This is a genomic window from Obesumbacterium proteus (genome assembly GCF_001586165.1).
Lineage (GTDB): Bacteria > Pseudomonadota > Gammaproteobacteria > Enterobacterales > Enterobacteriaceae > Hafnia > Hafnia protea.
Genome location: NZ_CP014608.1, coordinates 2,528,541 through 2,554,137, shown reverse-complemented (window position 1 = coordinate 2,554,137; position 25,597 = coordinate 2,528,541). Strand labels below are relative to the sequence as shown.

General features: G+C 52.3%; 23 protein-coding genes and 2 pseudogenes. 10 read left to right on the top strand and 15 right to left on the bottom strand.

Features of this window, described 5'->3' with window-relative positions; all coding sequences use genetic code 11:
- Positions 1 to 173 precede the first annotated feature (173 nt).
- From DSM2777_RS12135 to sdhC, 4 genes are read right to left on the bottom strand one after another with little or no spacing between them, the layout of a single operon-like run.
- Positions 174 to 890 carry a succinate dehydrogenase iron-sulfur subunit gene (locus DSM2777_RS12135; RefSeq protein ID WP_025800708.1) on the bottom strand — a complete coding sequence of 239 codons (717 nt, stop codon included), beginning with the start codon at positions 888 to 890 and terminating at the stop codon, positions 174 to 176.
- Positions 891 to 941: 51 nt separating this feature from the next.
- Positions 942 to 2,723, bottom strand: coding sequence for a succinate dehydrogenase flavoprotein subunit (gene sdhA / locus DSM2777_RS12130; protein ID WP_043491886.1), 1,782 nt, complete (start codon positions 2,721 to 2,723; stop codon positions 942 to 944).
- A gap of 1 nt (position 2,724) precedes the next feature.
- The gene (gene sdhD, locus DSM2777_RS12125) at positions 2,725 to 3,087 is read right to left on the bottom strand and encodes a succinate dehydrogenase membrane anchor subunit (protein WP_025800706.1); all 363 of its coding nucleotides are present in this window, start codon (positions 3,085 to 3,087) and stop codon (positions 2,725 to 2,727) included.
- The gene (sdhC, locus tag DSM2777_RS12120; RefSeq protein WP_025800705.1) at positions 3,081 to 3,482 is read right to left on the bottom strand and encodes a succinate dehydrogenase cytochrome b556 subunit; all 402 of its coding nucleotides are present in this window, start codon (positions 3,480 to 3,482) and stop codon (positions 3,081 to 3,083) included. Before sdhC ends, sdhD begins: the two co-directional genes overlap by 7 nt.
- Before the next feature lie 762 nt (positions 3,483 to 4,244).
- Between sdhC and DSM2777_RS12115 the strand changes: the two genes are divergently transcribed.
- The gene (locus tag DSM2777_RS12115) at positions 4,245 to 5,525 is read left to right on the top strand and encodes a citrate synthase (RefSeq protein WP_040045725.1); all 1,281 of its coding nucleotides are present in this window, start codon (positions 4,245 to 4,247) and stop codon (positions 5,523 to 5,525) included.
- A gap of 122 nt (positions 5,526 to 5,647) precedes the next feature.
- On the opposite strand, the gene nei is transcribed toward DSM2777_RS12115, so the two are convergent.
- The 4 genes and pseudogenes from nei to pxpB all read right to left on the bottom strand — a co-directional run bounded on the left by nei (position 5,648) and on the right by pxpB (position 8,814).
- Positions 5,648 to 6,439 (bottom strand): endonuclease VIII, encoded by a 792-nt coding sequence (nei, locus tag DSM2777_RS12110; RefSeq protein WP_025800703.1) that lies wholly within the window; start codon positions 6,437 to 6,439, stop codon positions 5,648 to 5,650.
- A gap of 71 nt (positions 6,440 to 6,510) precedes the next feature.
- A pseudogene (pxpA, locus tag DSM2777_RS12105) lies at positions 6,511 to 7,242 on the bottom strand (5-oxoprolinase subunit PxpA); the annotation flags it as partial.
- Positions 7,235 to 8,164 (bottom strand): 5-oxoprolinase subunit PxpC, encoded by a 930-nt coding sequence (gene pxpC, locus DSM2777_RS12100; protein ID WP_061554082.1) that lies wholly within the window; start codon positions 8,162 to 8,164, stop codon positions 7,235 to 7,237. The pseudogene pxpA and the gene pxpC, both read right to left, overlap by 8 nt.
- On the bottom strand, positions 8,158 to 8,814 hold the full coding sequence (gene pxpB / locus DSM2777_RS12095; RefSeq protein WP_061554081.1) for a 5-oxoprolinase subunit PxpB: 657 nt from the start codon (positions 8,812 to 8,814) through the stop codon (positions 8,158 to 8,160). The genes pxpC and pxpB overlap by 7 nt, the downstream gene beginning before the upstream one ends.
- A 303-nt stretch (positions 8,815 to 9,117) precedes the next feature.
- On the opposite strand from pxpB, the gene xapA reads away from it, so the two are divergent.
- The 4 genes from xapA (at position 9,118) to DSM2777_RS12075 (ending at position 12,820) form a co-directional block, all read left to right on the top strand.
- Positions 9,118 to 9,954, top strand: coding sequence for a xanthosine phosphorylase (xapA, locus tag DSM2777_RS12090; protein WP_061554080.1), 837 nt, complete (start codon positions 9,118 to 9,120; stop codon positions 9,952 to 9,954).
- A 61-nt stretch (positions 9,955 to 10,015) separates the two neighbouring features.
- Positions 10,016 to 11,230, top strand: coding sequence for an MFS transporter TsgA (gene tsgA, locus DSM2777_RS12085; RefSeq protein ID WP_061554079.1), 1,215 nt, complete (start codon positions 10,016 to 10,018; stop codon positions 11,228 to 11,230).
- Positions 11,231 to 11,308: 78 nt separating this feature from the next.
- On the top strand, positions 11,309 to 12,244 hold the full coding sequence (locus DSM2777_RS12080; RefSeq protein WP_061554078.1) for a LysR family transcriptional regulator: 936 nt from the start codon (positions 11,309 to 11,311) through the stop codon (positions 12,242 to 12,244).
- A 240-nt stretch (positions 12,245 to 12,484) separates the two neighbouring features.
- On the top strand, positions 12,485 to 12,820 hold the full coding sequence (locus DSM2777_RS12075; RefSeq protein ID WP_025800696.1) for a zinc ribbon domain-containing protein YjdM: 336 nt from the start codon (positions 12,485 to 12,487) through the stop codon (positions 12,818 to 12,820).
- A gap of 79 nt (positions 12,821 to 12,899) precedes the next feature.
- Here the strand turns inward: DSM2777_RS12075 and DSM2777_RS12070 are convergent, their stop codons facing one another.
- From DSM2777_RS12070 to DSM2777_RS12045, 6 genes are all read right to left on the bottom strand, one after another.
- The gene (locus tag DSM2777_RS12070; RefSeq protein ID WP_061554077.1) at positions 12,900 to 13,643 is read right to left on the bottom strand and encodes a type 2 GTP cyclohydrolase I; all 744 of its coding nucleotides are present in this window, start codon (positions 13,641 to 13,643) and stop codon (positions 12,900 to 12,902) included.
- Positions 13,644 to 13,674: 31 nt separating this feature from the next.
- A complete protein-coding gene (locus DSM2777_RS12065) occupies positions 13,675 to 14,655 on the bottom strand; it encodes an MBL fold metallo-hydrolase (protein ID WP_043491874.1) in 981 nt (326 codons plus the stop codon).
- A 38-nt stretch (positions 14,656 to 14,693) separates the two neighbouring features.
- The gene (phrB, locus tag DSM2777_RS12060; protein WP_061554076.1) at positions 14,694 to 16,124 is read right to left on the bottom strand and encodes a deoxyribodipyrimidine photo-lyase; all 1,431 of its coding nucleotides are present in this window, start codon (positions 16,122 to 16,124) and stop codon (positions 14,694 to 14,696) included.
- 18 nt (positions 16,125 to 16,142) lie between these two features.
- The gene (locus DSM2777_RS12055) at positions 16,143 to 17,090 is read right to left on the bottom strand and encodes a YbgA family protein (protein WP_061554075.1); all 948 of its coding nucleotides are present in this window, start codon (positions 17,088 to 17,090) and stop codon (positions 16,143 to 16,145) included.
- 202 nt (positions 17,091 to 17,292) lie between these two features.
- Positions 17,293 to 17,493, bottom strand: a complete 201-nt coding sequence (locus DSM2777_RS12050) for a YbfA family protein (protein WP_004096533.1) — start codon at positions 17,491 to 17,493, stop codon at positions 17,293 to 17,295.
- A gap of 266 nt (positions 17,494 to 17,759) precedes the next feature.
- Positions 17,760 to 18,242 (bottom strand): hypothetical protein, encoded by a 483-nt coding sequence (locus tag DSM2777_RS12045; protein ID WP_061554074.1) that lies wholly within the window; start codon positions 18,240 to 18,242, stop codon positions 17,760 to 17,762.
- 258 nt (positions 18,243 to 18,500) lie between these two features.
- Between DSM2777_RS12045 and kdpF the strand changes: the two genes are divergently transcribed.
- The 3 genes and pseudogenes from kdpF to kdpB form a co-directional block, all read left to right on the top strand.
- Positions 18,501 to 18,590: a K(+)-transporting ATPase subunit F gene (gene kdpF / locus DSM2777_RS25170; protein ID WP_038502049.1), complete on the top strand. Its 90-nt coding sequence runs from the start codon at positions 18,501 to 18,503 to the stop codon at positions 18,588 to 18,590.
- Complete coding sequence (gene kdpA / locus DSM2777_RS12035) at positions 18,590 to 20,278, top strand: potassium-transporting ATPase subunit KdpA (protein WP_061554073.1); 1,689 nt, start codon at positions 18,590 to 18,592, stop codon at positions 20,276 to 20,278. The genes kdpF and kdpA overlap by 1 nt, the downstream gene beginning before the upstream one ends.
- Before the next feature lie 11 nt (positions 20,279 to 20,289).
- Positions 20,290 to 21,429 (top strand): annotated as a pseudogene (gene kdpB / locus DSM2777_RS12030) (potassium-transporting ATPase subunit KdpB); the annotation flags it as partial.
- Between the two features lie 43 nt (positions 21,430 to 21,472).
- On the opposite strand, the gene cadR reads toward kdpB, so the two are convergent.
- Positions 21,473 to 21,913, bottom strand: coding sequence for a Cd(II)/Pb(II)-responsive transcriptional regulator (gene cadR, locus DSM2777_RS23770; protein WP_071889901.1), 441 nt, complete (start codon positions 21,911 to 21,913; stop codon positions 21,473 to 21,475).
- Between the two features lie 85 nt (positions 21,914 to 21,998).
- On the opposite strand from cadR, the gene DSM2777_RS12025 reads away from it, so the two are divergent.
- Both DSM2777_RS12025 and lspA read left to right on the top strand, forming a co-directional pair.
- The gene (locus DSM2777_RS12025) at positions 21,999 to 24,404 is read left to right on the top strand and encodes a heavy metal translocating P-type ATPase (protein ID WP_011638891.1); all 2,406 of its coding nucleotides are present in this window, start codon (positions 21,999 to 22,001) and stop codon (positions 24,402 to 24,404) included.
- Entirely contained in the window at positions 24,401 to 25,480 is a 1,080-nt protein-coding gene (gene lspA, locus DSM2777_RS12020; RefSeq protein WP_050136658.1) for a signal peptidase II, read from the top strand. Before DSM2777_RS12025 ends, lspA begins: the two co-directional genes overlap by 4 nt.
- The last annotated feature ends 117 nt before the right edge of the window (positions 25,481 to 25,597 follow it).

Below are 25,597 nucleotides of genomic sequence, written 5' to 3'. Positions count from 1 at the left end.
GGTTCGCATAAATCCAACGCTAAGCGCTGGAATTTTAAATAAATATCCCCTAAATAATTCGAGTTGCATGTAGGCGGCAAGTTTGTGAAGCCCTAGCAACATAGATAACTATGTGACTAGGGTGAACAAACGCAGCCAACACCCACGCAGCTTGAAGTACGACGGGGAAAGCCTTACGCACTGCGGTGGAGCAACATAGACTTAATATGACCAATTGCACGGGTCGGATTCAAGCCTTTTGGACACACATTGACGCAGTTCATGATGCTGTGGCAGCGGAATACGCTGAAAGCGTCATCTAAATCGTCTAAACGGCTATCCGTTTCGGTGTCACGGCTATCGATTAAGAAACGATACGATGCCAGTAGACCCGCTGGGCCGATAAACTTATCTGGGTTCCACCAGAACGATGGGCATGAGGTTGAACAGCATGCACAAAGAATACATTCGTACAAACCATCTAACTTCTCACGCTGTTCCGGCATCTGCAAATGCTCACGTGCCGGAGGATTTTTACCGTCGTTAAGCAGATAAGGCTTAATTTTTTCGTATTGGGTGTAAAACTGCCCCATATCGACGACCAGATCGCGCACGACAGGCAAACCTGGCAGCGGACGGATCACAATTTTTTTGCCTGAACGCTGTAGGGTTGAAACCGGCGTGATACAAGCCAGTCCGTTCTTACCGTTCATATTCACACCGTCAGAACCGCAAACCCCTTCACGGCAAGAGCGACGGAAGGCCAGCGTTGGATCCTGCTCTTTAAGCAAGATCAGCGCATCGAGCAGCATCATGTCGCGGCCTTCTTCGGCCTCTAGGGTGTAATCTTGCATCCGTGGCGCGTTATCGACGTCCGGGTTATAGCGATATACAGAAAACTCTACTTTCATGACCGTTTCTCCGCAAAAAATGGGTAACTAACCGAGTGATTGATGGAACAATCAATAAGTACGGATCTTCGGCGGGAACGCCGGACGTAGCTTAGGTTCCATGTTCACGCTGCGGCGTGTCATGCTCTCGGTTTGCGGCAGATACAGGCTATGGCACAGCCAGTTGGCGTCATCACGATCCGGGAAGTCAAAGCGGCTATGTGCGCCACGGCTTTCGGTACGGAAGTTCGCTGAAACTGCGGTCGCAAAAGCAGTTTCCATCAGGTTATCCAATTCCAAGCACTCAACGCGTTGGGTATTGAAATCGCTAGAAGTATCGTCCAGACGCGCATTTTTCAGGCGCTCACGGATCACTTTCAGCTCTTCCAAGCCTTTCGCCATCGCATCACCTTCGCGGAATACCGAGAAATTGTGCTGCATGCAAGACTGGAGATCTTTACGGATTTGCACTGGATCTTCACCGCTGCGGGTGTTGTTCCAACGATTCATACGATCCAGAGAAGCTTCGATATCAGATTCACTCGCATCGCGGCTTGGACCTTGCTCGGTCAGACACTCTTGTAAATGCAGGCCAGCAGAACGGCCAAATACCACGAGGTCGAGCAGTGAGTTACCGCCTAGACGGTTAGCACCATGAACCGATACGCAGGCAATTTCGCCAACCGCAAACAGTCCAGGGATCACGACGTCTTCACCCTTCTCATTCACGGTTAATGCTTGGCCCGTCACTTTGGTTGGGATCCCACCCATCATATAGTGGCAGGTTGGGATAACAGGGATCGGCTCTTTCACCGGATCCACGTGCGCAAAGGTACGCGACAGTTCCAAGATCCCCGGCAAGCGCGCTTCAAGCACATCTTTGCCCAGATGATCCAGTTTCAGTTTGGCATGCGGACCCCAAGGACCATCGCAGCCACGGCCTTCACGAATTTCAATCATGATGGAACGTGCAACCACGTCGCGGCCTGCAAGGTCTTTCGCGTTTGGCGCATAGCGCTCCATGAAACGCTCGCCGTGTTTATTCAGCAGATAACCGCCTTCACCACGACAACCTTCGGTAACCAGAACCCCCGCACCGGCGATACCGGTTGGGTGGAACTGCCACATTTCCATATCCTGTACCGGAACCCCAGCACGCAGCGCCATACCCACGCCGTCACCGGTGTTGATATGCGCGTTAGTGGTTGACTGGTAAATACGTCCTGCACCGCCGGTCGCCAAAATAGTGGCTTTTGCTTTGAAGTAAACGACTTCACCGGTTTCGATACAGATAGCCGTTGTCCCAACCACGGCGCCGTCTTGGTTTTTCACCAGATCCAGCGCGTACCACTCGGAGAAAATCGTGGTGTGGTTTTTCAGGTTCTGCTGATAAAGCGTATGCAACAGCGCATGACCAGTACGGTCAGCCGCCGCTGCGGTACGTGCCGCTTGCTCGCCGCCAAAGTTTTTAGACTGGCCACCAAACGGACGCTGATAAATTTTGCCATCGTCCAAACGCGAGAATGGCAGCCCCATGTGTTCTAATTCTAGAATCGCCTCTGGGCCGGTTTTACACATATATTCAATGGCGTCTTGGTCACCGATATAGTCGGAACCTTTCACCGTGTCATACATATGCCATTCCCAGTTATCTTCATGGGTGTTACCCAGTGCAACCGTAATACCGCCCTGAGCGGATACGGTATGAGAACGCGTTGGGAATACTTTAGATAACAGGGCGCAAGACAGTCCCATCTGGGAAATTTGCAGCGCGGCACGCATACCTGCGCCACCCGCACCGATAACAACAGCATCAAATTCTCTTACTTCAAGACCACTAACTGACTGACTCATGTTAGGCACCCCACACAACTAATGTTCCGTAAACCAAATAAACCACCAGCGCGACAACGATAACGAGCTGAAGAATCAGCCGTAATGCCAGCGGTTTAATGTAATCCGTTAACACTTGCCACATACCAATCCAGGCGTGAGCCAAAATGGATACCAACGTGAGCACGGTAAAGACTTTAGTGATGTTAGAGGCGAAGAATCCGCGCCAGATTTCATAGGTCAAGGAATCTGCGGTGAAGATAAAACCGAGAATGTAGAGAACATATAAGGTAATAACGATGGCCGCCGCACGCAGCAGTAACCAATCATGAATACCATTACGGCCTAAGGCTGATGCACTGGTTTTTGAGTTTGGGGTTACCATACGAGGACTCCAGCTAAAATAGAAAGTACGACGGTGATCGCAAATGAAACATAAGCTGTGCGACTACCTGCGGCGAAACTCTCTTCGATGTAGCCAAAATCCATCAGCATGTGACGAATACCACCACAGATGTGGTACGCCAATGCGGTGAGGATCCCCCACACGATGAATTTAACGATAAAGCTATCCATAACCGCTGCGGCCTGAACGAACCCTTCTGGAGAAGAGAGGGAAAGTCCCAGTAACCAAAGCAGAATACCGAGTGATACAAAGGTAATCACACCTGAAGCGCGGTGTAATATGGAGGCTATCGCAGTGACGGGAAATCGGATCGTTTGCAGATCCAGATTGACGGGTCTTTGTTTTTTTGAAAGCTTTTTGACATTTTTTATCATAGCGCCCACACAGCTCTTTTATTATTTTTCCTTCCTCCGGGCCTGGGCGGGGTCAAGCAGCGCTTTACCTATCTGATTAAAGTTGCTTCGGCGTTTACCTATCGCAACCCAATAAGTTGGGTAATCCTTCACGTCACGCGCCTACAGCTTCCACCGTGCTAAAACGGCGCGTTTCATATTCACGCTGGGTGCTCCTACTTCAGGGCAGTTTCTTAGAGGGTACAACCCTAAAAAACAATAAGTCCCGGAGACCTGGCGGCAGTATAGAAGTATCACAATTTGATTACAATTCGAATACAACCTGATTAAAGACATTTGACCGGAACAGTGACATGAGTCACGAAAGTAACAAATACGCCAAAATTAATTACATGATTTGACAAGGAATCAACATTTCCGTTACAACAGGATGGCGAATAGACCTACGTTGTACTATTGATGAGCAAACTCTTTCCCCCAGTGCAAAGTTATGCAACAGTGGGATATGTGAATACCCATGGGTTTAACGTAGGCAATAATTAATTATGTTATAAAGAATACCAACGAATCATTAACATTCTAAACATCGACGAGCGAGTAGTCGTCGAACGACAAACTGGCCGTTAGCAGGATAAATTGCACTCTGTACCCTATAATTTAAGACCCCCACGACATTCGACGGTGGTCAACAGAGCGCGAAGAACCGCTAACAGGGAGGCTGGTACACACTAACGGTGTCGGTCGTTAATGGTTCTTAAATCTAGAGGCGCTAAGGAGACTGTAATGGCTAACAAGAAAGCGACGCTGACGCTCGATTCCGAAACAATTGAACTTGATGTACTTTCGGGCACGTTGGGCGCGGAAGAGATTGATATTCGTAGCCTCGGTTCAAAAGGCTACTTCACGTTTGACCCAGGATTTACCTCCACGGCCTCTTGCGAATCCAAAATCACCTATATCGACGGTGACGAAGGTATCCTGCTGCATCGCGGTTTCCCAATCGATGAGCTGGCAAAAAACTCCAACTACTTGGAAGTTTGCTACATTCTGCTTTACGGCGAAGCGCCAACGCCAAAAGAGTACGAAACCTTTAAAACCACGGTCACGCGCCACACCATGATCCACGAACAGATTACCCGTCTGTTCCACGGTTTCCGTCGCGACTCTCACCCAATGGCGGTGATGTGCGGTGTAACCGCTTCTCTGGCGGCGTTCTATCACGACTCTTTAGACGTTAATAACGAGCGCCATCGTGAGATTGCGGCTTATCGTCTGTTGTCTAAAATGCCAACGCTGGCGGCGATGTGCTACAAGTATTCACTCGGCCAACCGTTTGTTTATCCGAAGAATGACCTGTCTTACTCCGGCAACTTCTTGAACATGATGTTCTCAACGCCGTGTGAAGAGTATGTGGTCAACCCAATTCTTGAGCGCGCAATGGATCGTATTTTGATCCTGCATGCTGACCACGAACAAAACGCATCAACCTCGACCGTTCGTACTGCGGGCTCATCCGGCGCTAATCCGTTTGCCTGTATCGCTGCGGGTATTGCCTCGCTGTGGGGACCTGCGCACGGCGGTGCAAACGAAGCGGCACTGAAAATGCTGGAAGAAATCAGCTCAGTTGATCACATTCCAGAATTCGTTCGCCGTGCCAAAGACAAAAACGACTCTTTCCGCCTGATGGGCTTCGGTCACCGTGTTTATAAAAACTATGACCCACGCGCTACCGTCATGCGTGAAACCTGTCACGAAGTGCTGAAAGAATTGAATCTGCAAGATGACCTGCTGGAAGTGGCGATGGAACTGGAACACATCGCGCTGAACGACCCGTACTTCATCGAGAAAAAACTGTATCCAAACGTCGACTTCTACTCAGGCATCATTTTGAAAGCCATGGGTATTCCGTCTTCCATGTTTACCGTTATCTTCGCTATGGCACGTACCGTAGGCTGGATTGCCCACTGGAACGAAATGCACGACGACGGCATTAAAATTGCGCGTCCTCGTCAGCTATACACCGGTTACGACAAACGTCCGTTTGAGTCTCAGTTGAAGAAATAACTTCGCTAAAACGCCCTCCTAGACTCCCCCTTTTTCAGGGGGAGAAGCATACCGAGAACCTATTCCGATCTGCTCCCTCCCCGACCAAGGGGAGGACTGGGATGGCGTATCATTCCTAACCATCATCGCTGGCAATTCGGGCACCAGTAAAACGGTCTAGACGAAATCATCGTTTTCTCAATCATCTCGCCGCAGCGCAAACAAGGTTCACCGGCGCGGTGGAAAACTTTGAATTGAAACAGTGCACCGTGATGCACATCGTCATCCATCGTTCCACGGGTGTTATACGAAAGGCGAGGAATATCCAACAGCGCATGAGATAGGTGCTCAAGCTGATCTTCACGCAGCGACTGAGCGTTATGCGTTGGGGCCAGTTCGGCATCCCACAAAATCTCAACCCGCAGATAATTACCTAATCCCGCTAAAAAGCGCTGATCCAGCAATAACCCGCCAAACTGACGACGACGAAACGCTGGCTGCATCAAGCGCTCTTTGACCTGCGCCGCATTCAGTCGCAAATCTAAAACATCCGGTCCAACGCGTTGTAAAAAGGGATGCTGCGCAATCTCCTCACGCGGTGCGATGGTGATATCCGACGCGCTATACAACAAAATGGCTTTATCTTCAGTCTCAAGACGAACACGCAGATCGCGTTTGGTATCCGGCGTTTCGCCCGCATCAACAATTTTCCACACCCCATAAAGCTGGTTATGGCTATACATGGTTAAGCCATTGGAAAAGTGTGTCAGCAGCGCTTTACCACGCGTTTCAATATCTTCTATTTTTTCGCCAACCAACTGTGATTGATAATGCTTTAACTGCGGAAACGCAAACCACACCTCGGTCAGCGTTTTGCCTACTACGGCATCGGTGAGCTTATCCGCAGCGCGACGAATCTCTGGGCCTTCTGGCATCACTGAACTCTCTTAATCTGGCTAAAACCTAAGGCCAGAATAGCGCGATCGGCATAGCGTGCCAAACCGCACTCGGCGCTGACCTTAATCCCTTGCTGTGAAAAATGGGCGCGTAGTAAACGTGCGAAATCCAACGCATGCGCATTGTCGCCGTGCAAACAGACGGTGTCAGCCTGAACAGGCACGATATCGCCCTTAGGGGTCACCACCTGATGATGCTGCACCATCATCATAGTGTGTCGTAGTGCCTGTTGGTCATCGGTGATCAACGCATCGGGTTCACTGCGCGGAACTAAAGATCCATCGGCCTGATAGTTACGATCGGCAAAAACTTCCTGCCATGTGGTTAAGCCTAAGGCTTGCCCCTCACTTATCAGCGCACTACCCGCCAGACCAACCAAACGCAGTGCAGGGTTGAAATCCAGCACGGCACGCGCAATGGCATGCGCCAGCGCGGGTTCAACCGCGGCTTGGTTGTAGAGCATGCCATGGGGTTTCACGTGCCGCAGAGTTGCACCCAGTGCCAGACAGTGCCGATTGAGCGCATGAAGCTGTTCAGTGACCAACTGATAAACTTCATCAGGATGCAGATTTTGACGGCTGCGGCCAAAATTTTCTCGGTCAGCGAAACTCGGATGCGCGCCGATAGCGACGCCCAACTCCTTGGCCCAAATCACCGACTGTCGCATGGTCGCATCATCACCGGCGTGATATCCACAGGCGATATTGGCTGAGCTGACCAGCTTTAGCAGCGCATAGTCATTCACCCCGCCTTCGCCTAAATCCGCATTGAGATCAATCACCCTGAATCCCTCGCTCAAGCTGGCGCAGATAAATTTTCTGCTCTTTATAAGCCTGCTGGGCCTGTGCCAGCGTACAACGAATAAAGTGAATCGGCTCACCTAGGCGGATCTGTGCCAAATGATAGAGATCGGCTTCGATCACACAGGCGATACGCGGATATCCGCCGGTGGTTTGCGCATCAGCCATCAACACAATCGGCTGACCGCCGTGAGGCACCTGAATAACGCCGGGTAATAAACCATGCGCAAACATCTCGCGTGAACTCTCGCGCTTCAACGAATGTCCGGTTAAGCGATAACCCATACGATTACTTTGCGGGCTCAGGTGCCACGGAGTACGCCAGAAAAAGTCCTGTTCCTGCGGGCTAAATTCCTGAAACTCTGGCCCCGGTAATACACGGATATAGTTGTTGAAGAGCAGTTGCTTAATACCCTGCGATTTTTTCGGCACAAAGTGAATGTCGCCTAAAGGCAAGCTATCGCCATCCTTTAATTTCCGCCCTTCCAATCCGCCAAAGCCCCCGGTGAGATCGGTGCTTCGCGATCCCAACACTTCGGGTACATCAATCCCTCCGCTAACGGCAAGATAGCTGCGCATGCCGCGCTTAGGGCGGTGTAATACCAAGCGCTGCCCTGCCCGAACCGGATAATTCCAGCCGGTCCAAATACGTTGCTGGTCCAGATAGGCATCACATCCCGCGCCGGTTAATGCCATCCAGCCATCGCGGGCAAACTCCACCGAACATTCACCGAGGGTAATCTCAAGCCCTGCGTCAGTGCCTTTATTTCCCACCAAGATATTCGCGGCGTACAGCGCCGGTGCATCCAAGGCACCGCCTAAGCTCACGCCTTGACCACGAAAACCATGACGCCCTTGATCCTGTACCGTCGTTTGTAGACCCGCACGAATAATTTTCAACATACTCCCTCCTTCTGCGGTACAAAGCGCACGCTATCACCGGGGCGTAGCAAGGTTGATGACGAAGCCTGAGGATCAAATAACGCCAGCGGCGTATTGCCAATAATCTGCCAGCCACCGGGGGACGCTAACGGGTAAACGCCGGTATGGCTGCCGCCGATGCCCACCGAACCCTGCGGCACTTTAACTCTGGGAACGGCGCGCCGTGGCGTATGCAACGCCTCAGGCAGCCCGCCCAAATAGCCAAATCCCGGCTGAAAACCGAGGAAATAGACCACATATTCGGCGCTGCTGTGCAGCTCAACGGTCTGACGCGCAGTCAGATTATGCAATCGAGCCACCTCTTCGAGATCGGGTCCTTCTGCTCCGCCATAAATCACGGGAATATCAATGTGGCGCACTTCAGGTTGGGCTGACTCGCTCTCTTCCCACCACTGCTGTAGTTTTTCCAGCGCTCCAACCGGATCGGCCTGCGGTACCGATAGCAACAACGTAATGTTGTTCATGCCGGGAATGACTTCCGCTACGTTCGGATACTCACGCAGGCGCGTCGTTAACGACCAAATACGCTTTTGACTTTCTAAAGACAAAGGGGGCTCAAGTTCTAACACCGCCGCGCGTTCACCTAACAGATAACATCGTGCTTTTTGCAAGACCGCCTCCCTATGGATTTCACCCACAAATAATCAATCACTACGTTAACTTATGCGCAAAGACAACACTGCCGTCAATGAATCCCCCAATGAGATTCCGATCACAGAATGGCAATTTGAGTTGGCACCCGTCTGCAAGCACCTCTTCCTCGGCGCTTTCACAATGCGCTGAATCTGAAATATAAATTGCCTAAACGCGCTATCAATTCGATTTTCGAATCAATCAAAGCATTTTTAATATTGGATTGCCAATCGAAGCCATACACACAATGCGGGCATACCTTTCCTGTTCTGGAGTCGACTATGTCTTTCTCACATTGTGATAATTTCCCTTTTCATGCCGCAGAGATCATCCGCGCGGCTAAGCCCGGATTCAAACCACGCATTGCGCTCATTCTCGGCTCTGGTTTAGGCGTATTTGCCGACCAGCTTGATAACAAAGTCGCTATTTCCTATCAGGATCTGCCCGGTTTTCCCATCAGCACCGTCGTCGGCCATGCGGGAGAGTTAGTGTTGGGCTCCATCAACGGCGTAGACGTTGTCTGTATGAAAGGGCGCGGTCATTTCTATGAAGGCAAAGGCATGGGGATCATGACGCCAGCGGTACGCACCTTCAAACTGCTGGGCTGTGAATTCCTGTTTTGCACCAATGCAGCCGGCTCTCTGAATACCGGTATTCCCGCTGGGAGCTTGGTGGCACTCAACGATCACATTAACACCATGCCTTCCACGCCGCTGGTAGGCCCCAACGATGAACGCTTTGGCCCGCGCTTCTTTAGCCTCGCCAACGCCTATGACGCCGATCTGCGTAGTCGCCTGCATCAAACCGCCGAGTCTTTATCACTAAAACTGCACGAAGGCGTATTCGTTTCTTATCCGGGGCCTAACTTCGAAACCGCCGCCGAAATTCGCATGATGCAAATGATCGGCGGCGACGTAGTCGGGATGTCAGTGGTGCCAGAAGTAATTGCGGCTCGCCACTGTGGCCTGAAAGTGCTGGCGGTTTCCGCCATCACCAACATGGCAGAGGGTCTGAGCGACGTCGAGCTTTCGCACGAACAAACGTTGAAATGCGCCGCCATGGTAACCGACGATTTTGTCCGCCTGATCGGTACATTTGTTGCGGGCTATGCGCAGTAATTTAGGCCAATAGCGGGCAGCATAAGCCCGCCTTATTCATTCTCCGGCTTGGAGTTTTGCTATGACAGAGTCATCTTTCTCTCGCGTAAATATGAACGCGATTTCCTACCTCAGTTACTATTTTGTGGGCGCACTGGTTTCTACCTTGGGTATCGTACTCGGTCCGCTGTGCGACGCATTTCATAAAGACTATAGCTTCATTGGTCAGGTGTTTACGCTGATGAATCTGGGGATGTTCCTGCCAATCATGCTCGGCGGGCTCCTGATGAAAAAATGGGGTCTGCAAAAGCCATTGGTGGTCGCATCCGCCGTCACCGTGATCGTCAGCATCGTACTGTTTCTTAGCCCCACGCTTACCGTATTCAGCGTCGCCGTCACCTTGATTGGGGCCTGCGGGGGCGTATTTATGACAATCGGCAGTTATTTGGTGGTTCGCATCAATCCTGAAGAGAAAAAACGTTCTTCTAGCCTGATTTTTACCGACTTTTTCTTCAGTTTAGCGGGGGCAACGCTCTCGGTCGTGCTCGCATGGATGTTTAAACTCGGTGCAAACTGGTTAGCCATGTACGCGATTATGGGCGCAATCGGTGCCTTGATGTTGTCCATCACCTTGCGCAGCCGCTTCCCAACCACCGAAGCACCGGCTGAAACCTCAACGAACGCCGTCCAAACCACGGCAGAACCTTGGGGAGCGGCCATTTATCTGCTCTGCTTTGCGCTGTTCGCCTTCTTATTGGCTGAACCTATTTTCACCATGTGGACACCAACCTATCTGCAAGATCGTTTCCACATCACGCCGGAAAACGCGGCGCTGTTCACGGCCTGTTATTGGTGGGCGAAAGCCACGGGTCTATTCGTTAACCAGTTCACCGTCAAATTGATGAAACTACGCACCTTCCTGCTGGCTTGCGCGCTGATCGGAATGGCCTCCATTTTAGTGATTACCACCAGCACAAATACCCAGCTCATCATGGTCGCCTGCGGCGTATTTGGCTTCTTCAACTCCGGTTTATTCTCTGGATTGATGAGCTATGGTTCACTTCAGGTGCGCCACAGCCCGCCAACCCTTATCTCTGCCCTACTCACCTGTGGCACCGTGGGGACATTGCTGTTTGCAACCGTGTCATCGCTGATGAACTCCTACTACGGGCTGCATTGGGCATTGGGAACTGCTGCAATTTCATATGGTTTATTGCTGATTGCGTTATTGGCCGCCATCGCACTCAGCCGTGCTGAAAAAATCTCTCATGCCAAAGCAACCCAAGCCTCGGCCTAGCGATATTTTTCCGATTATTTGACTCCCTCCAAGGCGGTCTGCATCATGCAGTACTGCCTTTTTTCATTCAGGTGCCTCATGCCAACCACGCCCATCGCCCAACTCACCCATCACGTACACAGCAACGGTCGTATCAGTCTGCGTATGCTGCGCTATTTTCAGGTACTGGCGGATGAACTGCATTTTGGCCGCGCCGCTGCACTGCTGAACATTTCCCAGCCGCCGCTCAGCACGCAGATTAAAGAGCTGGAAGACATTCTTGAGGTGAAGCTGCTCGAACGTAACAGCCGAAAAGTGGCGTTAACGCACGCTGGCCGCGTGCTTAAGACCGAGGTCGATCGCATCTTGAATGCGACAGAAACCTCATTGAATTATGTGCGTCAGATAGGACGCAATGAAAACCAACACTTGAATATCGGCATTATCGGTACCGCGCTGTGGGGCGCACTGCTGCCCGCACTAAAATCATTTCGCATGGATTACCCCCACGCCACGTGGACGTTGCATGAGCTGCCACAGCAGCGACAAATTGAGCAGATCATGCAACACACCATTGATATCGGCATCAACCGAAATGTGGCCGTAGAGTCCACGCCCAATATTTGCTACCAGCATATTGCACGCGAATCTGTCATGGTTGCGTTGCTCGAGCACGATCCTTTATGCCAGTTCCCTAGCCTCGACCTCATGCAGCTTGCCGAACGCCCATTTATCTCACTCTCATTCAGCCACAGCGATTTTGCCCAACAGCTTTATGATTACTGTGTACAAACTGGTTTCTATCCGCTCATTGCCCAACAGGCCATGGAGCCGCAAACTGTGCTGGCGTTGGTCAGCGCAGGCTTGGGCATCGCGCTATTACCGGAAACCTGCTCGCTTATTCACTGGCCAGGCGTAACGTTTGTTCCCCTAAAACAGCCGATCCCCGCCGATCTCTATGCGCTCTACCATCGCGAACTGCAATCACCGATTGCGCATGCTTTTTTGCAAGCGCTCGGACACATTGCGGCCTAACGGCGATAAAATAGACTCTTTACGCTATTTAGGTTATAAGAAGCGCTCTAATTGCGATCTTTTTAACATAAATCATTTTCGATATTGGTCAAAAGTTGTATGATCGCGCGCTTTGCAGATCCGCCCTGCGGAATCACTGCTAGATCCCCAGCCGACTTGAGACGACACCAAGACCGTGGGGATCAATCATCACAATAGCAGCGCTGCATTTTTTTATTTTCTGTTAAAGGCGACCTTAGCATGCAATTACCAAACTGCCCGAAGTGCAACTCTGAATACACCTATCAGGACAACGATATGTACATTTGCCCTGAATGTGCTTACGAATGGAATGACAGCGCACCGGCAGAAGAAAGCGATGAACTGGTGGTGAAAGACGCTAACGGCAATCTGCTGGTGGATGGCGATTCCGTCACCGTAATCAAAGATCTGAAGGTAAAAGGCAGCTCGTCTATGCTGAAGATCGGCACCAAAGTGAAGGGAATTCGTCTGGTTGAAGGCGACCACAACATCGATTGTAAAATCGACGGTTTCGGCCAAATGAAGCTGAAATCTGAGTTTGTGAAAAAGAGCTAAATTTCTATCTCCGTTGTTATCGGTTTTATCGAACAAATACCGATAGCAACGGAGTGTTTCTCATTACTGCATGACGCTTTTACGCTGGATTAGGGATATCAATAAACTTCACATCTAATCCATGTTCCGCCGCTAACCACTCGCCTAACGCACGAATGCCGCCACGCTCTGTGGCATGATGACCCGCCGCAAAGAAATGCAGCGCCATCTCACGTGCAATATGAATGGTTTTCTCTGAAACCTCACCGCTAATAAACGCGTCAACGCCAAACTCAGCGGCCTGCTCAATATAGCTCTGACCACCGCCAGTACACCACGCAACGCGACGGATCTCCTGTGGCGCATTATCTCCGCTGTGTAACACGGCATGTTGTAGCTTACGCTCCAAACGACCAATCACCTCACCCGCGCTCATCGGTTGCTCAAACTCACCGTAAGGCAGCAAAGGATCGATCATCCCTAATGGCTTGATTTTCATCACGCGCGCCAGCTGCGCATTGTTGCCCAGCACCGGATGGGCATCCAACGGCAGATGGTAGCCATACAGGTTAATGTCATTAATCAGCAGCGTTTTCAAACGATGACGACGCATACCGCGCACGGTTGGCGCATCGTTTTTCCAGAAATAACCGTGGTGCACCAAAATAGCATCGGCCTGCTCCGCCACGGCGGCGTCGAGCAGAGCCTGACAGGCGGTCACACCGGTAATGACTTTCTTAATTTCCTGTCGCCCCTCAACCTGCAAACCATTGGGTGCATAGTCACGGAAATCATTAACGCTAAGATGCTGATCGAGCAGTTTTTCCAGTTCAATATTATTCATAGTGTCTAGTCACAAAAATTTTGATTAATCATTAGAAAACGGCTTTGTCGCCCTGTTGCATAAACATAAACTTCACGCCCAATGAATTCCCTGCGCTCAGCTGTTGCTGAATCAACGCTTGCGGATCCTTCCCCGCCACCAGCGTGGGTTTAATATGGCTAATCACAATCGGTAAATCTTTCAACGAACCTGCGCCGCCGCTGTATTTCTCCAGCTGAGTCAGCTCGGAAAGCAGCAACTTGGGCGTTAGATGTCCAAGCAGTTTATTGTCAGGCTGCGCGTCATCATAGGACGTTTCAATAATCATCCCTTTGAGCGCTTTTTGCTGGATGAGAGGCCCTAAAACACGCCAAATCGCATCCAGATTTTTAGAGCGTTCTACAGCGTCAGCGCCGGTATCGCCAAAGTAGGCAAAAGACTCCCCGCGCGCGCTAATCAATAGCATCGACGATGCCGTTCCATTATGGCTCAGCGGATAAATTACTCCGCGCATCGGCGTTACGCCCAACGTAAAGGTCTGGCCTACACGCGGCGAATTAATTCGATAAGTGCCTAATCGTTCACCGTTGCCTGCATCGCTGAAATTTGGCCAACTTTTCCAGTTGAAATAGTGGTTATGCAGCGTATTCGCACTGTCGGCAAGGGTATAGATAGTCTTCTTTTTGTCATCGGGCGAGCCCAAAATCAGACCGGCAACGTGATCCAGATGGGGGTGGCTGATGAAATAGGCGTTAATCTGCTCACGGAAAATGTAGCCCTGCGGCGTGAGCGGTGCGGCTTTTTCTGGCGTGACGTCTGGGAAACTCCCTTTTTCAATGCCTTTCGCAATGCCGGGTAAAGTGCTGCCCGCATCTAACGCAATATAGCGGGCATCCCCTTCGGTGCGAATAAGGTACGAAGTCAGGTTATCTCCCGATAATCCTCCCTGAGTGCCTAACGCCACAACGTCAAAACTGGCCCAGGTAAATGCGGAATAGCCCGCCAGCACCACAGCTATGAGTGTCTTTCGCATTTGTTATGTGCTCCTTGCAGTAAAAGCGGCTGGAAATATCAGCCCGCGCCTCGCTTAGCCTCTTCAAAAGCTTGAAGGGTTTGCTTACGTGCAACGGCATGATCCACCAGTGGTTCAGGGTAGTCTAACACGCGACCTTGTTTAATCGCCCATTGATGGGGGTGATGAATATCACTGTCTGGTACATCCGCAAGCTCTGGCAGCCAGCGACGAATAAAATCGCCCTTTTTGTCAAAGCGCTCGCCCTGCGTAGTCGGGTTAAAAATACGAAAATAGGGTGCCGCATCGGTTCCTGAAGATGCCGCCCACTGCCAACCGCCGTTATTCGCTGCCAAATCTCCGTCCAGCAGTTGAGACATAAAATAGCACTCTCCCGCTCGCCAGTTTATCAACAGATCTTTAACTAAAAAGCTGGCGACAATCATGCGCAGTCGATTATGCATCCACCCCGTTTGGTTTAATTGCCGCATCGCAGCATCCACAATCGGAAAACCGGTTTTCCCCGCTTTCCACGCCGCTAAATGATCGGCGTCACCGCTCCAGCGCACATTGTCTGTCCACGCAATAAACGGTTTATGCCGACACAGCTTGGGATAAGCCACCAGCAGGTGGCGATAAAACTCGCGCCAAACCAGCTCATTGAGCCAAACAAAAGCGCCGCTTTGATCGTCTTCCAACGCTTGCGGACATTCAGCCAAAAGCCGGTTAAAGCACTGGCGTGGCGACAGCACGCCGATGGCCAGATAGGGCGACAAGCAACTCGTGCCATCAATGGCCGGAATATCACGCTGCTGCTGATAGTCCTGCACGCGTTCTCGGCAGAAACTCCGTAACCGCTGTAACGCGGCGTCCTCTCCCGCAGGGAATAGTGACGGATCGGGTTGCTCGAAGGGATAATCAATAGACACTATCGGCGGCCGTTCAGCCTTATCCGCTCTCGGTTTGGGGGCAGGCAAACAGCGTGTATCTGAATGGGTTAAGCGTTGTAGGAAAGACTTACGGAACGGAGTAAACACTTTATACATTTCGCCGCTGCCGGTCACCACGCTACCGGGAGGCAGAAGCAAACTGTCATCAAAGGCATGCAGCGTGCACTTTCCTTGCAGTAACTCACTGACTCGGTCGTCACGGTGTCGCTCATTCAGTTCATATTGGCGGTTGTAAAATAGATCGGTGACGCTATTTTTCTGGCAAAAATCACTGAGCCACTCAACGCTCTCGGCAAAATCCGCGCATTGATGAGAGAAAAGAGGGATATTTTTTTCTGCTAGTGAAGCGTCTAGGCAATCAAGATTTTGCTGAATAAACGCCGCCTGACGCGGCGCCATATCATGTTGCTGCCACTGCTCAGGCGTCGCGATATAAACCGCGATCACCTTAGCGTGCATATCCTGACAGGCGGTATGCAGCGCACGATTATCCGTTATCCGTAGATCGTTACGAAACCAAACTAAATGTGTGACAGTCATTACCTTTCCTTGTCAATGCTAGTGGCCATACCGCAAACGCAGTACTTCAGGGTAAGGGTCAAAATAACGCTGCCCGGCTAAATAGCTGTCTGGATATTCTTTGAGGTAATGGCGTAGCAGCGTGATAGGCGCCAACAGCGGTTGAGTTCCCTGCCGATAACGCAGGATCAGATCGGCCAGTTCCTGCCGCTGACTGCTGGTGAGCTGGCGACGGAAATAGCCCTGAACGTGCTGTAACACGTTGGTATGATTACGGCGCGAGGCTTTATGCTTAAGCAAAGCCATAAAACGATTTCGATATTCGTGCGCGTATTCATCTAAGGATTCCCACTGCTCCATCGCCGCAACAAAACGCCCCAGTTCGCGATATTCCGGCTGTGAGTGAGCCAGCAGAGATAGCTTATAGCGACTGTGGAAAGCCACTAACGCACCACGGGTTAAACCGCTTTTCCACAGCTGGTTAAACTCGTGTAGCGCGTAAATACGCTCAACAAAATTTTCTCGTAGTTCGGGGTCATATAATCTGCCGTCCTCTTCTACCGGCAGCCAAGGCATATGCGCCATCAGCTGCTGGGTGAAAATCCCGACCCCGCTTTTACGCGCGTCATGTTCGGTATACACCTTCACTCTTTCCATGCCACAGCTGGGCGATTTAGCGCAAACAAGGTAGCCGCACAGATGTTCAAGGCTCGCCACTTTCTGTTTGGAGAAATCACGCATTTTTTGCGTCACATCCCCTTCCCCATCACGGCTGTTAACCAGTGCCACATCATCGCCCTGTTTGATCAAACGAAGTGTTGGGCGTGGCGACGGTAACCCAATCGCCATTTCGGGGCACACAGCTTCGAAACGCACAAAGGGAGACAGCTCATCCACCGCAAACGGTAACCGTTTGTGGCCACCATCAAAACGAACGTTTTCGCCCAGCAAACAGGCGCTCACACCAACGGGTATTTTATCTGACATCGCGCACCTCTATTTATTGATATTTATGGGTTGTGCACTTTCAGTGTAGGTGCTGAAGAGAAGGAATTACACCAAGAAAAGATAGGGATATGGACAATCGAAGATAAACCAGATGCAGAAAATTGCTTTTAATCGTTCCAGATAGCAAAAAACCACCTGCATTGAGGTGGTTTCTTCACGTTTGCCGTTTCGCTAGCAGCGATTAATAAAAATCAGCGGTGACCTGCTCCGACTGCGCCAACCAAACCGGCTTATCGCTGGTTTTAGACCAAACGCGGTGCAGATAGCTATAAAAACGTGCGCGATCGCTGCGGAATAACATCACTGGCAGAGCCAAAACACCGGCAATAACAACGCCACAACGACGCAGGAGAATGCGAGATAATGAATACTGTTGGTACATTGAGTCCTCCTTAAAACGTAGCTGTTTCCCCAAAGGGAGCACTAAAGCAGCGGACGTTATAAATTAAAATGTTTCAAATTTAAGTTTGCCTGTAATCTGAACAAAATATTACCCCATCCGCTGAAAGTTTACCACTCATCCGACCACTATATTTGCTGTTTTTTTCGCCTTCATTGTGCCTTTATGTAATTTTGTTACTTTATGGTTAAATAAAAACTTAACATTAGTTATTTTATTGATACTTTTATTTAACATTTATGCCTCGCTTATGAAAAATAGCTATTCAAAAAGGCGTCACTAAACAGCGACGCATCGAGTAAACGCAGCAAACACACTTCGCGACCATTAAATAAATACAGTACGAGCCATGGAGTGCCCCTCAGTATCCGCAGCTCAACAGGGCCCAGCTCTACGGCGAGATTTTTTAACCGCCGATTTAATTCAGGTTCATCCGTTTGCTGATTTAACACCAGCCTTCCTGAGCTCGGGAATTGCTTCAAAGGAAGGCACAGCATTTTCCAGACAAAAAAAGCCTGCTCTTTGCCGCTAGCCTGTAGCCTTTTTAGCTGACGGTTAAAAGGTAACGCAGACAGCAGCTGCGCCGTTGGCGCACGTTCAGCCACCGCCCCATGTCGAGACGCCTCCACAGCATCACAAACAAAGCGTTGGATATCCTGTTGTTGCAGAGCGGCCTGCGCCTGCTGTAATACCGCATATAAAAATGTATTTATCTGATAAGCCGTCAGCATCCCTTCTTTCCTCATCACTCCACGGATTTGCATCACCCTAGTAGCAGGTGAAAAGCGATGCCAGCGGCTCCAATAAGATTTGCGAAACGCATTCCACGCTTTTTCATTGAACGACACTACGCTTGCAAAACACTCAGATATCGACTGTTTTTTCATCATTTTTATACTTTTTTTACACCCATCCCCTGCCTTTTTACGCTATTTATTCCCTAAGTTACCTAGGCTAAGCAGTATCAAAAATGCCTTTGGAGAGGTTGTATGAATATCGGGGTGATTGCCTGTGCAGTCTTAGTTGTATTGCTGCTGGCTTATCTGATTTATGCATTATTTAACGCGGAGGAATTCTGATGGCTGCTTCTGCGTTTCTGATGATCGCGGTATTTCTGCTGGTGCTTTTTGCCTTGGCATTGCCTTTGGGAAGGGTATTGGCTCGCCTGATCGATGGCGAACCCTTTGTTGCCCTACGCGGCATTGAAAATGGTTTTTGGCGTTGCTGTGGCATCCAGCCACAGGAAATGAGCTGGCTACAGTATTTGCTCGCGATAATCGCCTTTAACCTACTGGGCATTTTGCTGCTCTTCACTCTACTCATGGCCCAAGGCATATTGCCGCTGAACCCACAGCAGATGCCAGGAATGTCTTGGCACCTCGCGCTGAATACCGCGGTCAGTTTCGTGACTAACACCAACTGGCAGGCATACAGCGGCGAAAACACCTTGAGCTATTTCAGCCAAATGGTTGGATTGAGCGTACAAAACTTCCTTTCTGCCGCAACGGGAATTGCCGTGGTCTTTGCGCTGATCCGCGGGTTTGCTCGCCACTCGGCAAGCACGTTAGGTAATGCGTGGGTCGATCTGTTCCGCGTGACGCTTTACGTTCTTCTGCCGCTGTCGCTCATTCTGGCACTGTTTTTCGTCAGCCAAGGCGTGCTGCAAAACCTACATAGCTATATCACAGTGCATACGCTGGAGGGCGGTACTCAGCTTTTGCCTATGGGGCCGGTGGCCTCACAGGAAGCCATTAAATTACTCGGCACCAACGACGGCGGTTTCTTTGGCGCAAACTCAGCACATCCATTCGAAAACCCAACCGCACTGAGCAATATGGTGCAAATGCTGGCGATCTTCTTGATCCCTGCCGCGCTCTGTTTTGCCTTCGGACAAGCGGTGGGAGAAAACCGCCAAGGCCACACGCTGCTGTGGGCCATGAGCCTGATTTTTGTGGTGGCCGTTATCGTGGTGATGTACGCAGAGCTACAGGGAAACCCGCATTTATCCGATTTTGGCGCGGCCAGTAATTTCAATATGGAAGGGAAAGAAACGCGCTTTGGCATTCTGGCAACGGCGATGTATTCGGTTGTCACTACCGCCGCATCCTGCGGCGCGGTGAATGCCATGCATGATTCCTTCACGGCGCTCGGCGGCATGGTGCCCATGTGGCTGATGCAGATCGGTGAAGTCGTCTTTGGCGGCGTAGGTTCTGGTCTCTACGGCATGCTGCTCTTCGTGCTGCTGACGGTATTTATTGCCGGTTTGATGATTGGCCGTACACCTGAATATCTCGGCAAAAAAATCGAAGTTTTCGATATGAAAATGACCGCGGTGGCCATTTTGGTTACCCCTGCGCTGGTGCTGATTGGCTCTGCCGTTGCGCTGATGACCGACGCAGGCCGCGCCGGCATTCTTAATCCGGGCGCGCATGGGTTTAGCGAGGTGCTTTATGCCCTTTCTTCAGCGGCTAACAACAACGGCAGCGCTTTCGCCGGTCTGAGTGTGAATACGCCGTTCTATAACGTTCTGTTAGCGATTGCCATGTTCCTTGGCCGCTTCGGCGTCATCATTCCGGTGATGGCGATTGCAGGTTCTTTAGTCGCAAAAAAACGTCAACCCGCCGGAAACGGAACGCTCCCGACTCAAGGTGCACTGTTCATTGGATTGCTGGTTGGCACCATTTTATTGGTCGGCGCATTAACGTTTATTCCAGCACTGGCGCTGGGGCCGGTAGCTGAACACCTGCAAGTTTGGTTAACACGTTGAGAGATAAAATAATGACTCGTAAACAACGCGCGTTGTTCGAACCAAAACTGGTCCGTACCGCTATCAAAGATGCTGTTAAAAAACTCGATCCCCGCGTGCAGTGGCGCAATCCGGTCATGTTCGTGGTGTATTTGGGCAGTATTCTCACCACCATTATCTGGATCTCCATTCTCAGCGGGCAAAGTGACGGCAGCGCCGCATTTACTGGAAGCGTAGCGATTTGGCTTTGGTTTACGGTTCTGTTTGCTAACTTTGCCGAAGCTCTGGCAGAAGGACGCAGCAAAGCGCAGGCCGAAAGTCTCAAAGGCGTGAAAAAAACCAGTTGGGCTAAAAAACTGGCCTCGCAGCAGCATGATTCTCAGCAGGAAAAAGTATCCGCTGACTCTCTGCGCAAAGGCGATATTGTGCTGGTTGAAGCCGGTGACACCATTCCCTGCGATGGTGAAGTGTTGGAAGGCGGTGCCTCAGTTGACGAAAGCGCGATAACCGGCGAATCAGCGCCGGTCATTCGCGAATCCGGCGGCGACTTTTCTTCCGTCACCGGCGGCACGCGTATTCTGTCGGATTGGCTGGTGATCCAATGCACCGTTAACCCTGGTGAAACCTTCCTCGACCGCATGATTGCGATGGTTGAAGGTGCCAAACGGCGTAAAACCCCGAACGAAATCGCGCTGACCATTTTACTTATTGCGTTAACGCTGGTGTTTTTACTGGCTACGGCAACGCTTTATCCCTTCTCGCTATTTAGCGCGCAGGCCAGCCACGTTGGGGTTCCGGTCACCATTACCGTGCTGGTTGCTCTGTTGGTCTGTTTAATTCCAACCACCATTGGCGGCCTGCTGTCAGCCATTGGTGTGGCGGGTATGAGCCGCATGCTGGGCGCAAACGTCATTGCTACCAGCGGGCGCGCCGTGGAAGCCGCCGGTGACGTCGATGTGTTGCTGTTGGATAAAACGGGCACCATCACGCTGGGCAACCGTCAGGCGACCGAGTTTTTACCCGTTCCCGGCGTGAGTGAGGAAGAGCTTGCCAGCGCGGCACAGCTCGCTTCGCTGGCCGATGAAACGCCGGAAGGCCGCAGCATTGTGGTGCTGGCAAAGCAGCGTTTCAATCTGCGCGAACGTGATTTAGCAAGCCTAGGCGCAACCTGGGGTCGCCTCAGAAAACGGAAAATAAAGCACGCTAAGCCCTTACTTACCCAGATGTTTGACTGTTCGTGGCACTTTCACCATGGCAATTGCAATTGCCCAACCCTTGCAAAATGCCGCACGCCTCTACAGATCGAGAGCCAGAACACTTCTCGCGCAAATCAACCAAGTGCCGTTTTAACTGCAACAGCGCGGACACACGCATTTCCACCTGTTGAATATGGGCCTCCAGCAGCGTGTTGACCTCCCCACAGTCCTGCATCGGGTTGTCTCGCAGACCCAGCAATGCGCGAATCTCGCTCAACGTCATGTCGAGCGAACGGCAATGACGGATGAATTGCAAGCGCTCAATGTGCACCTCACCGTACAGCTGGAAGTTGCCACCGCTTCGCGCTGGCTTCGGCAGTAGCCCTTCCTTCTCGTAGTAGCGGATGGTCACGACCTCGCACCCAGAGCGCTTGGCGAGGTCGCCAATTCTGATTTCCATGCATCAATCTCCAATTATCACTTGACTCTATAGTGACTATAGAGATTTTAATGGAGGCTGAATAGAAGATTTTCAGGAGTTACTCATGAGCGAATGCGCTTCAAAGGGGTGTGGCTGCACGACTGAGCCGATCATCCAACCCACGGCACCGGCCCCGCTGGCAACCGGATCGGCTCAAGCGGTGTACCGCATCGAGAACATGGATTGCCCGACCGAAGAGGCGCTGATCCGAAGCAAACTGGCCGGTCTGGCGGGGGTGGCGGGTCTTGAATTCAACCTGATGCAACGTACCTTGGCCGTGCGACACGAATTGCCTTCGTTGTCTCCCGTCGAGCAGGCGCTGAAGGCCATCGGCATGCAAGCTGTGCGCATGGATCAGGCGTCGGCCGAGCAGACGACCAAGCTGTCCATTGCCAAGATGGATTGCCCGACCGAAGAGACGTTGATCCGCAACAAGCTCGGCACCGTGGCCGGTGTTGCTGATCTCGATTTCAACCTGATGCAGCGCACGCTGTCGGTACGCCATGCGAACCAGGTTCTGCCAGACGTGCTCGTGGCACTGCAAGCGCTTGGATTCGAGGCGCAGGTCGTGGACACGGCAGAGGTCGCATCTCCATCCGCCGCCCCTGTGACCACGCCGACCAACTGGTGGCCGCTGGGCATCTCCTTGGTCACTGCATCGGCGGCCGAGGCGGTCTACTGGCTCCACAACGGCAATCACTGGTCGGTTGTCGTTCTGGCGCTTGTCGCGGTCTTCACGGGTGGCCTCTCCACCTACAAGAAGGGGTGGATTGCGCTCAAGAACCGTAATCTCAACATGAACGCCCTCATGTCGATTGCGGTCACGGGTGCCATGTTGATCGGCCACTGGCCCGAAGCGGCAATGGTGATGGTACTGTTCGCGCTGGCCGAGGTAATCGAAGCCAAATCGCTGGATCGCGCTCGTAACGCTATCCGTGGCCTGCTCGACCTGACCCCGGAACAGGCCACGGTACAGCAGGCTGACGGCACATGGCGCGAGGTGGGCGCCAAGCAAATCACCATCGGCGCCCGCGTCCGGGTCAAACCAGGTGAGCGCATCGCCCTTGATGGTGAGGTGCTGGAAGGCCGCTCTGCCGTCAACCAAGCCCCGATCACGGGTGAAAGCCTCCCGGTCGAAAAATCCCCCGGTGATTCGGTGTTCGCTGGCACGATCAACGAATCCGGCTCGTTCGAGTACCGCGTCACCGCCTTGGCCAACAACTCCACTTTGGCCCGGATCATTCACGCGGTAGAGGCTGCGCAAGGTAGTCGTGCGCCGACTCAGCGTTTTGTCGATCAGTTCGCCCGCTGGTACACCCCCGTTGTATTCGGCGTTGCCATCGCCGTCGCGTTGTTGCCGCCGCTGTTCATGGGTGCGGCATGGCTCGACTGGATCTACCGTGCATTGGTTCTGCTGGTGGTCGCCTGCCCGTGCGCACTGGTGATCTCTACACCGGTCAGCATCGTCAGCGGCCTGGCCGCCGCCGCCCGCCACGGCATTCTCATCAAAGGTGGCGTCTATCTGGAAGAAGGCCGCAAGCTGCGCTGGCTGGCTCTGGACAAGACCGGCACGATCACGCACGGCAAGCCCGCACAGACCGACTTTGTCACATGGGGCAATGCACTCGCCTCGGACAGCCGCAGCATCGCTGCCAGTCTGGCGGCCCGCTCGGACCACCCTGTATCCAAGGCGGTGGCACAGGCCGCGCAGACGGACGGGGTTGCCTTGCTCGACGTGGCCGAATTCAACGCGCTGCCCGGTCGGGGTGTGCAGGGCCAAATCAACGGTGAAACCTACCATCTTGGCAACCAGCGGATGCTAGAAGAGCTGGGGCAGCGTACTCCCGAGCTGGAACAGCGCATCGCGGCGCTGGAAACCATGGGTAAAACTGTCGTGATGTTGGTCAGCGCAAAAGGGGTTCATGCCTTATTTGCCGTAGCGGACACCATCAAGGAAAGCAGCAGGAGCGCCATTGCCGAGCTTCATGCACTGGGCATCAACACCATGATGCTGACCGGCGACAACCCCCACACGGCACAGGCCATTGCCGCACAAGCCGGGATCGACCGTGCGCAAGGCAATCTGCTCCCAGACGACAAACTGCGCGAAGTTGAGCTACTGGCCATAAAGGGCAAGGTCGGCATGGTCGGTGATGGCATCAACGATGCCCCGGCCTTGGCGCGTGCGGACATCGGCTTTGCCATGGGAGCGGCTGGCACAGATACCGCCATCGAGACCGCTGACGTGGCCCTGATGGACGACAACCTGGGCAAGATTCCGACCTTCGTGCGCCTGTCGCGTGCGACGGCGCAGGTGCTGATGCAAAACATTGTGCTGGCCCTTGGCATCAAGGCAGTATTTCTGGTGCTGACCTTCACGGGTCAAGCGACCATGTGGATGGCGGTGTTTGCTGATATGGGGGCCAGCTTGCTCGTCGTTGGCAATGGCTTGAGGCTGTTGCGCAAATGAGCTGGAAATTCTTTCTCTACGACTGGGGTGGTCTGAACATCGCGTTGTTCCAAGCCATCAACATGAGCACACCTGCAGCGCTGGAACCGCTGGCATCGTTCTTCAACCTTGTGATAGGCAACTACTGGACTGCACCACTGATGCTCTTGGCGATGTGGGGATGGTCAAAGTCGGCACCTGACCCAACGCGGGCCGATGCCATCCGGTACAGACTCAGAGTCTTTAGCGTGGCCTTTGCGTTGGCATTTCTCGTCGCCACCATCTTGAAGCCATGGATCGACTTTCCACGCCCGCCTGCCGTTTTTGGCGACATGGTGCGCGTTATCGGGGGCATCGAACGACACTACAGCCTGCCCAGCGGGCATGCCACCTATGCCGCGCTGGTGGTCGGCGCGCTCTGGCCTTTGATAGGCCGTCGTGGCCGCATCGGCTTGGTGTTGTACGCCGCATTGGTCGGTTGGTCACGCATCGCAGCCGGAATGCACTTTCCTGCCGATGTGCTGGCGGGGTGGGTACTTGGATTGAGTTGCACGGCGCTCGCCGGGTGGCTGATGCCGCTGGCCGCCCCTGTGTGGCAATCGGCTCGCCGCACATCGACTTGGGTCTGGTTCGCAGTGGCCGCCAGTGCTGTCATGACAGATCAGCTCGCAAAGTTCGCCATCACCCGCACGTTTGCCTACGGTGAACAGGTCGAAGTCACGCCCTTCTTCAACTTCGTCCATGTCCTGAATCCCGGCGCGGCATTCAGCTTTCTGGCGAACGCTGGCGGCTGGCAACGTTACTTTTTCATCACGCTGGGCCTGGTCGTTTCTGCTTGGCTGGGACGCATGCTGTGCCAGCAATTGCCCCGTCTCGAAGCGATGGGATACAGCCTGATCCTCGGCGGTGCGCTGGGCAATGTCGCGGATCGTGTGCTGCGTGGACAGGTTGTTGATTTCCTTGACTTCCATTGGCGACTTGCGCACTGGCCCGCCTTCAACCTCGCTGATGTGGCGATAACTATCGGAGCGCTCTGCCTGTTCTTGACGGTTGTACCGAAAAGCAGTAAAGGCACAGAGGCCGAGGTGTCCGGTTAAGCTATACCCTAACCTGATGTCAGATGCTTGGCGCAAAGCACGTCAGAATAGAGTTGTAGTTTGTATTTATTGACACAAGCCGCCAAGGGTAATAGATTTCATCCTGACACTTTTACC

What these genes read in the sequence shown, in the direction of transcription:
- DSM2777_RS12045 (WP_061554074.1), bottom strand. Translation starts at nt 18,242, where the DNA reads ATGCTGACGGCTTATCAGATAAATACATTTTTATATGCGGTATTACAG.
- kdpA (WP_061554073.1), top strand. Translation starts at nt 18,590, where the DNA reads ATGGCTGCTTCTGCGTTTCTGATGATCGCGGTATTTCTGCTGGTGCTT.
- DSM2777_RS12050 (WP_004096533.1), bottom strand. Translation starts at nt 17,493, where the DNA reads ATGTACCAACAGTATTCATTATCTCGCATTCTCCTGCGTCGTTGTGGC.
- nei (WP_025800703.1), bottom strand. Translation starts at nt 6,439, where the DNA reads ATGCCAGAAGGCCCAGAGATTCGTCGCGCTGCGGATAAGCTCACCGAT.
- DSM2777_RS12115 (WP_040045725.1), top strand. Translation starts at nt 4,245, where the DNA reads ATGGCTAACAAGAAAGCGACGCTGACGCTCGATTCCGAAACAATTGAA.
- cadR (WP_071889901.1), bottom strand. Translation starts at nt 21,913, where the DNA reads ATGGAAATCAGAATTGGCGACCTCGCCAAGCGCTCTGGGTGCGAGGTC.
- DSM2777_RS12075 (WP_025800696.1), top strand. Translation starts at nt 12,485, where the DNA reads ATGCAATTACCAAACTGCCCGAAGTGCAACTCTGAATACACCTATCAG.
- xapA (WP_061554080.1), top strand. Translation starts at nt 9,118, where the DNA reads ATGTCTTTCTCACATTGTGATAATTTCCCTTTTCATGCCGCAGAGATC.
- DSM2777_RS12055 (WP_061554075.1), bottom strand. Translation starts at nt 17,090, where the DNA reads ATGTCAGATAAAATACCCGTTGGTGTGAGCGCCTGTTTGCTGGGCGAA.
- lspA (WP_050136658.1), top strand. Translation starts at nt 24,401, where the DNA reads ATGAGCTGGAAATTCTTTCTCTACGACTGGGGTGGTCTGAACATCGCG.
- phrB (WP_061554076.1), bottom strand. Translation starts at nt 16,124, where the DNA reads ATGACTGTCACACATTTAGTTTGGTTTCGTAACGATCTACGGATAACG.
- tsgA (WP_061554079.1), top strand. Translation starts at nt 10,016, where the DNA reads ATGACAGAGTCATCTTTCTCTCGCGTAAATATGAACGCGATTTCCTAC.
- DSM2777_RS12065 (WP_043491874.1), bottom strand. Translation starts at nt 14,655, where the DNA reads ATGCGAAAGACACTCATAGCTGTGGTGCTGGCGGGCTATTCCGCATTT.
- pxpC (WP_061554082.1), bottom strand. Translation starts at nt 8,164, where the DNA reads ATGTTGAAAATTATTCGTGCGGGTCTACAAACGACGGTACAGGATCAA.
- DSM2777_RS12070 (WP_061554077.1), bottom strand. Translation starts at nt 13,643, where the DNA reads ATGAATAATATTGAACTGGAAAAACTGCTCGATCAGCATCTTAGCGTT.
- kdpF (WP_038502049.1), top strand. Translation starts at nt 18,501, where the DNA reads ATGAATATCGGGGTGATTGCCTGTGCAGTCTTAGTTGTATTGCTGCTG.
- DSM2777_RS12025 (WP_011638891.1), top strand. Translation starts at nt 21,999, where the DNA reads ATGAGCGAATGCGCTTCAAAGGGGTGTGGCTGCACGACTGAGCCGATC.
- DSM2777_RS12135 (WP_025800708.1), bottom strand. Translation starts at nt 890, where the DNA reads ATGAAAGTAGAGTTTTCTGTATATCGCTATAACCCGGACGTCGATAAC.
- sdhA (WP_043491886.1), bottom strand. Translation starts at nt 2,723, where the DNA reads ATGAGTCAGTCAGTTAGTGGTCTTGAAGTAAGAGAATTTGATGCTGTT.
- DSM2777_RS12080 (WP_061554078.1), top strand. Translation starts at nt 11,309, where the DNA reads ATGCCAACCACGCCCATCGCCCAACTCACCCATCACGTACACAGCAAC.
- sdhC (WP_025800705.1), bottom strand. Translation starts at nt 3,482, where the DNA reads ATGATAAAAAATGTCAAAAAGCTTTCAAAAAAACAAAGACCCGTCAAT.
- sdhD (WP_025800706.1), bottom strand. Translation starts at nt 3,087, where the DNA reads ATGGTAACCCCAAACTCAAAAACCAGTGCATCAGCCTTAGGCCGTAAT.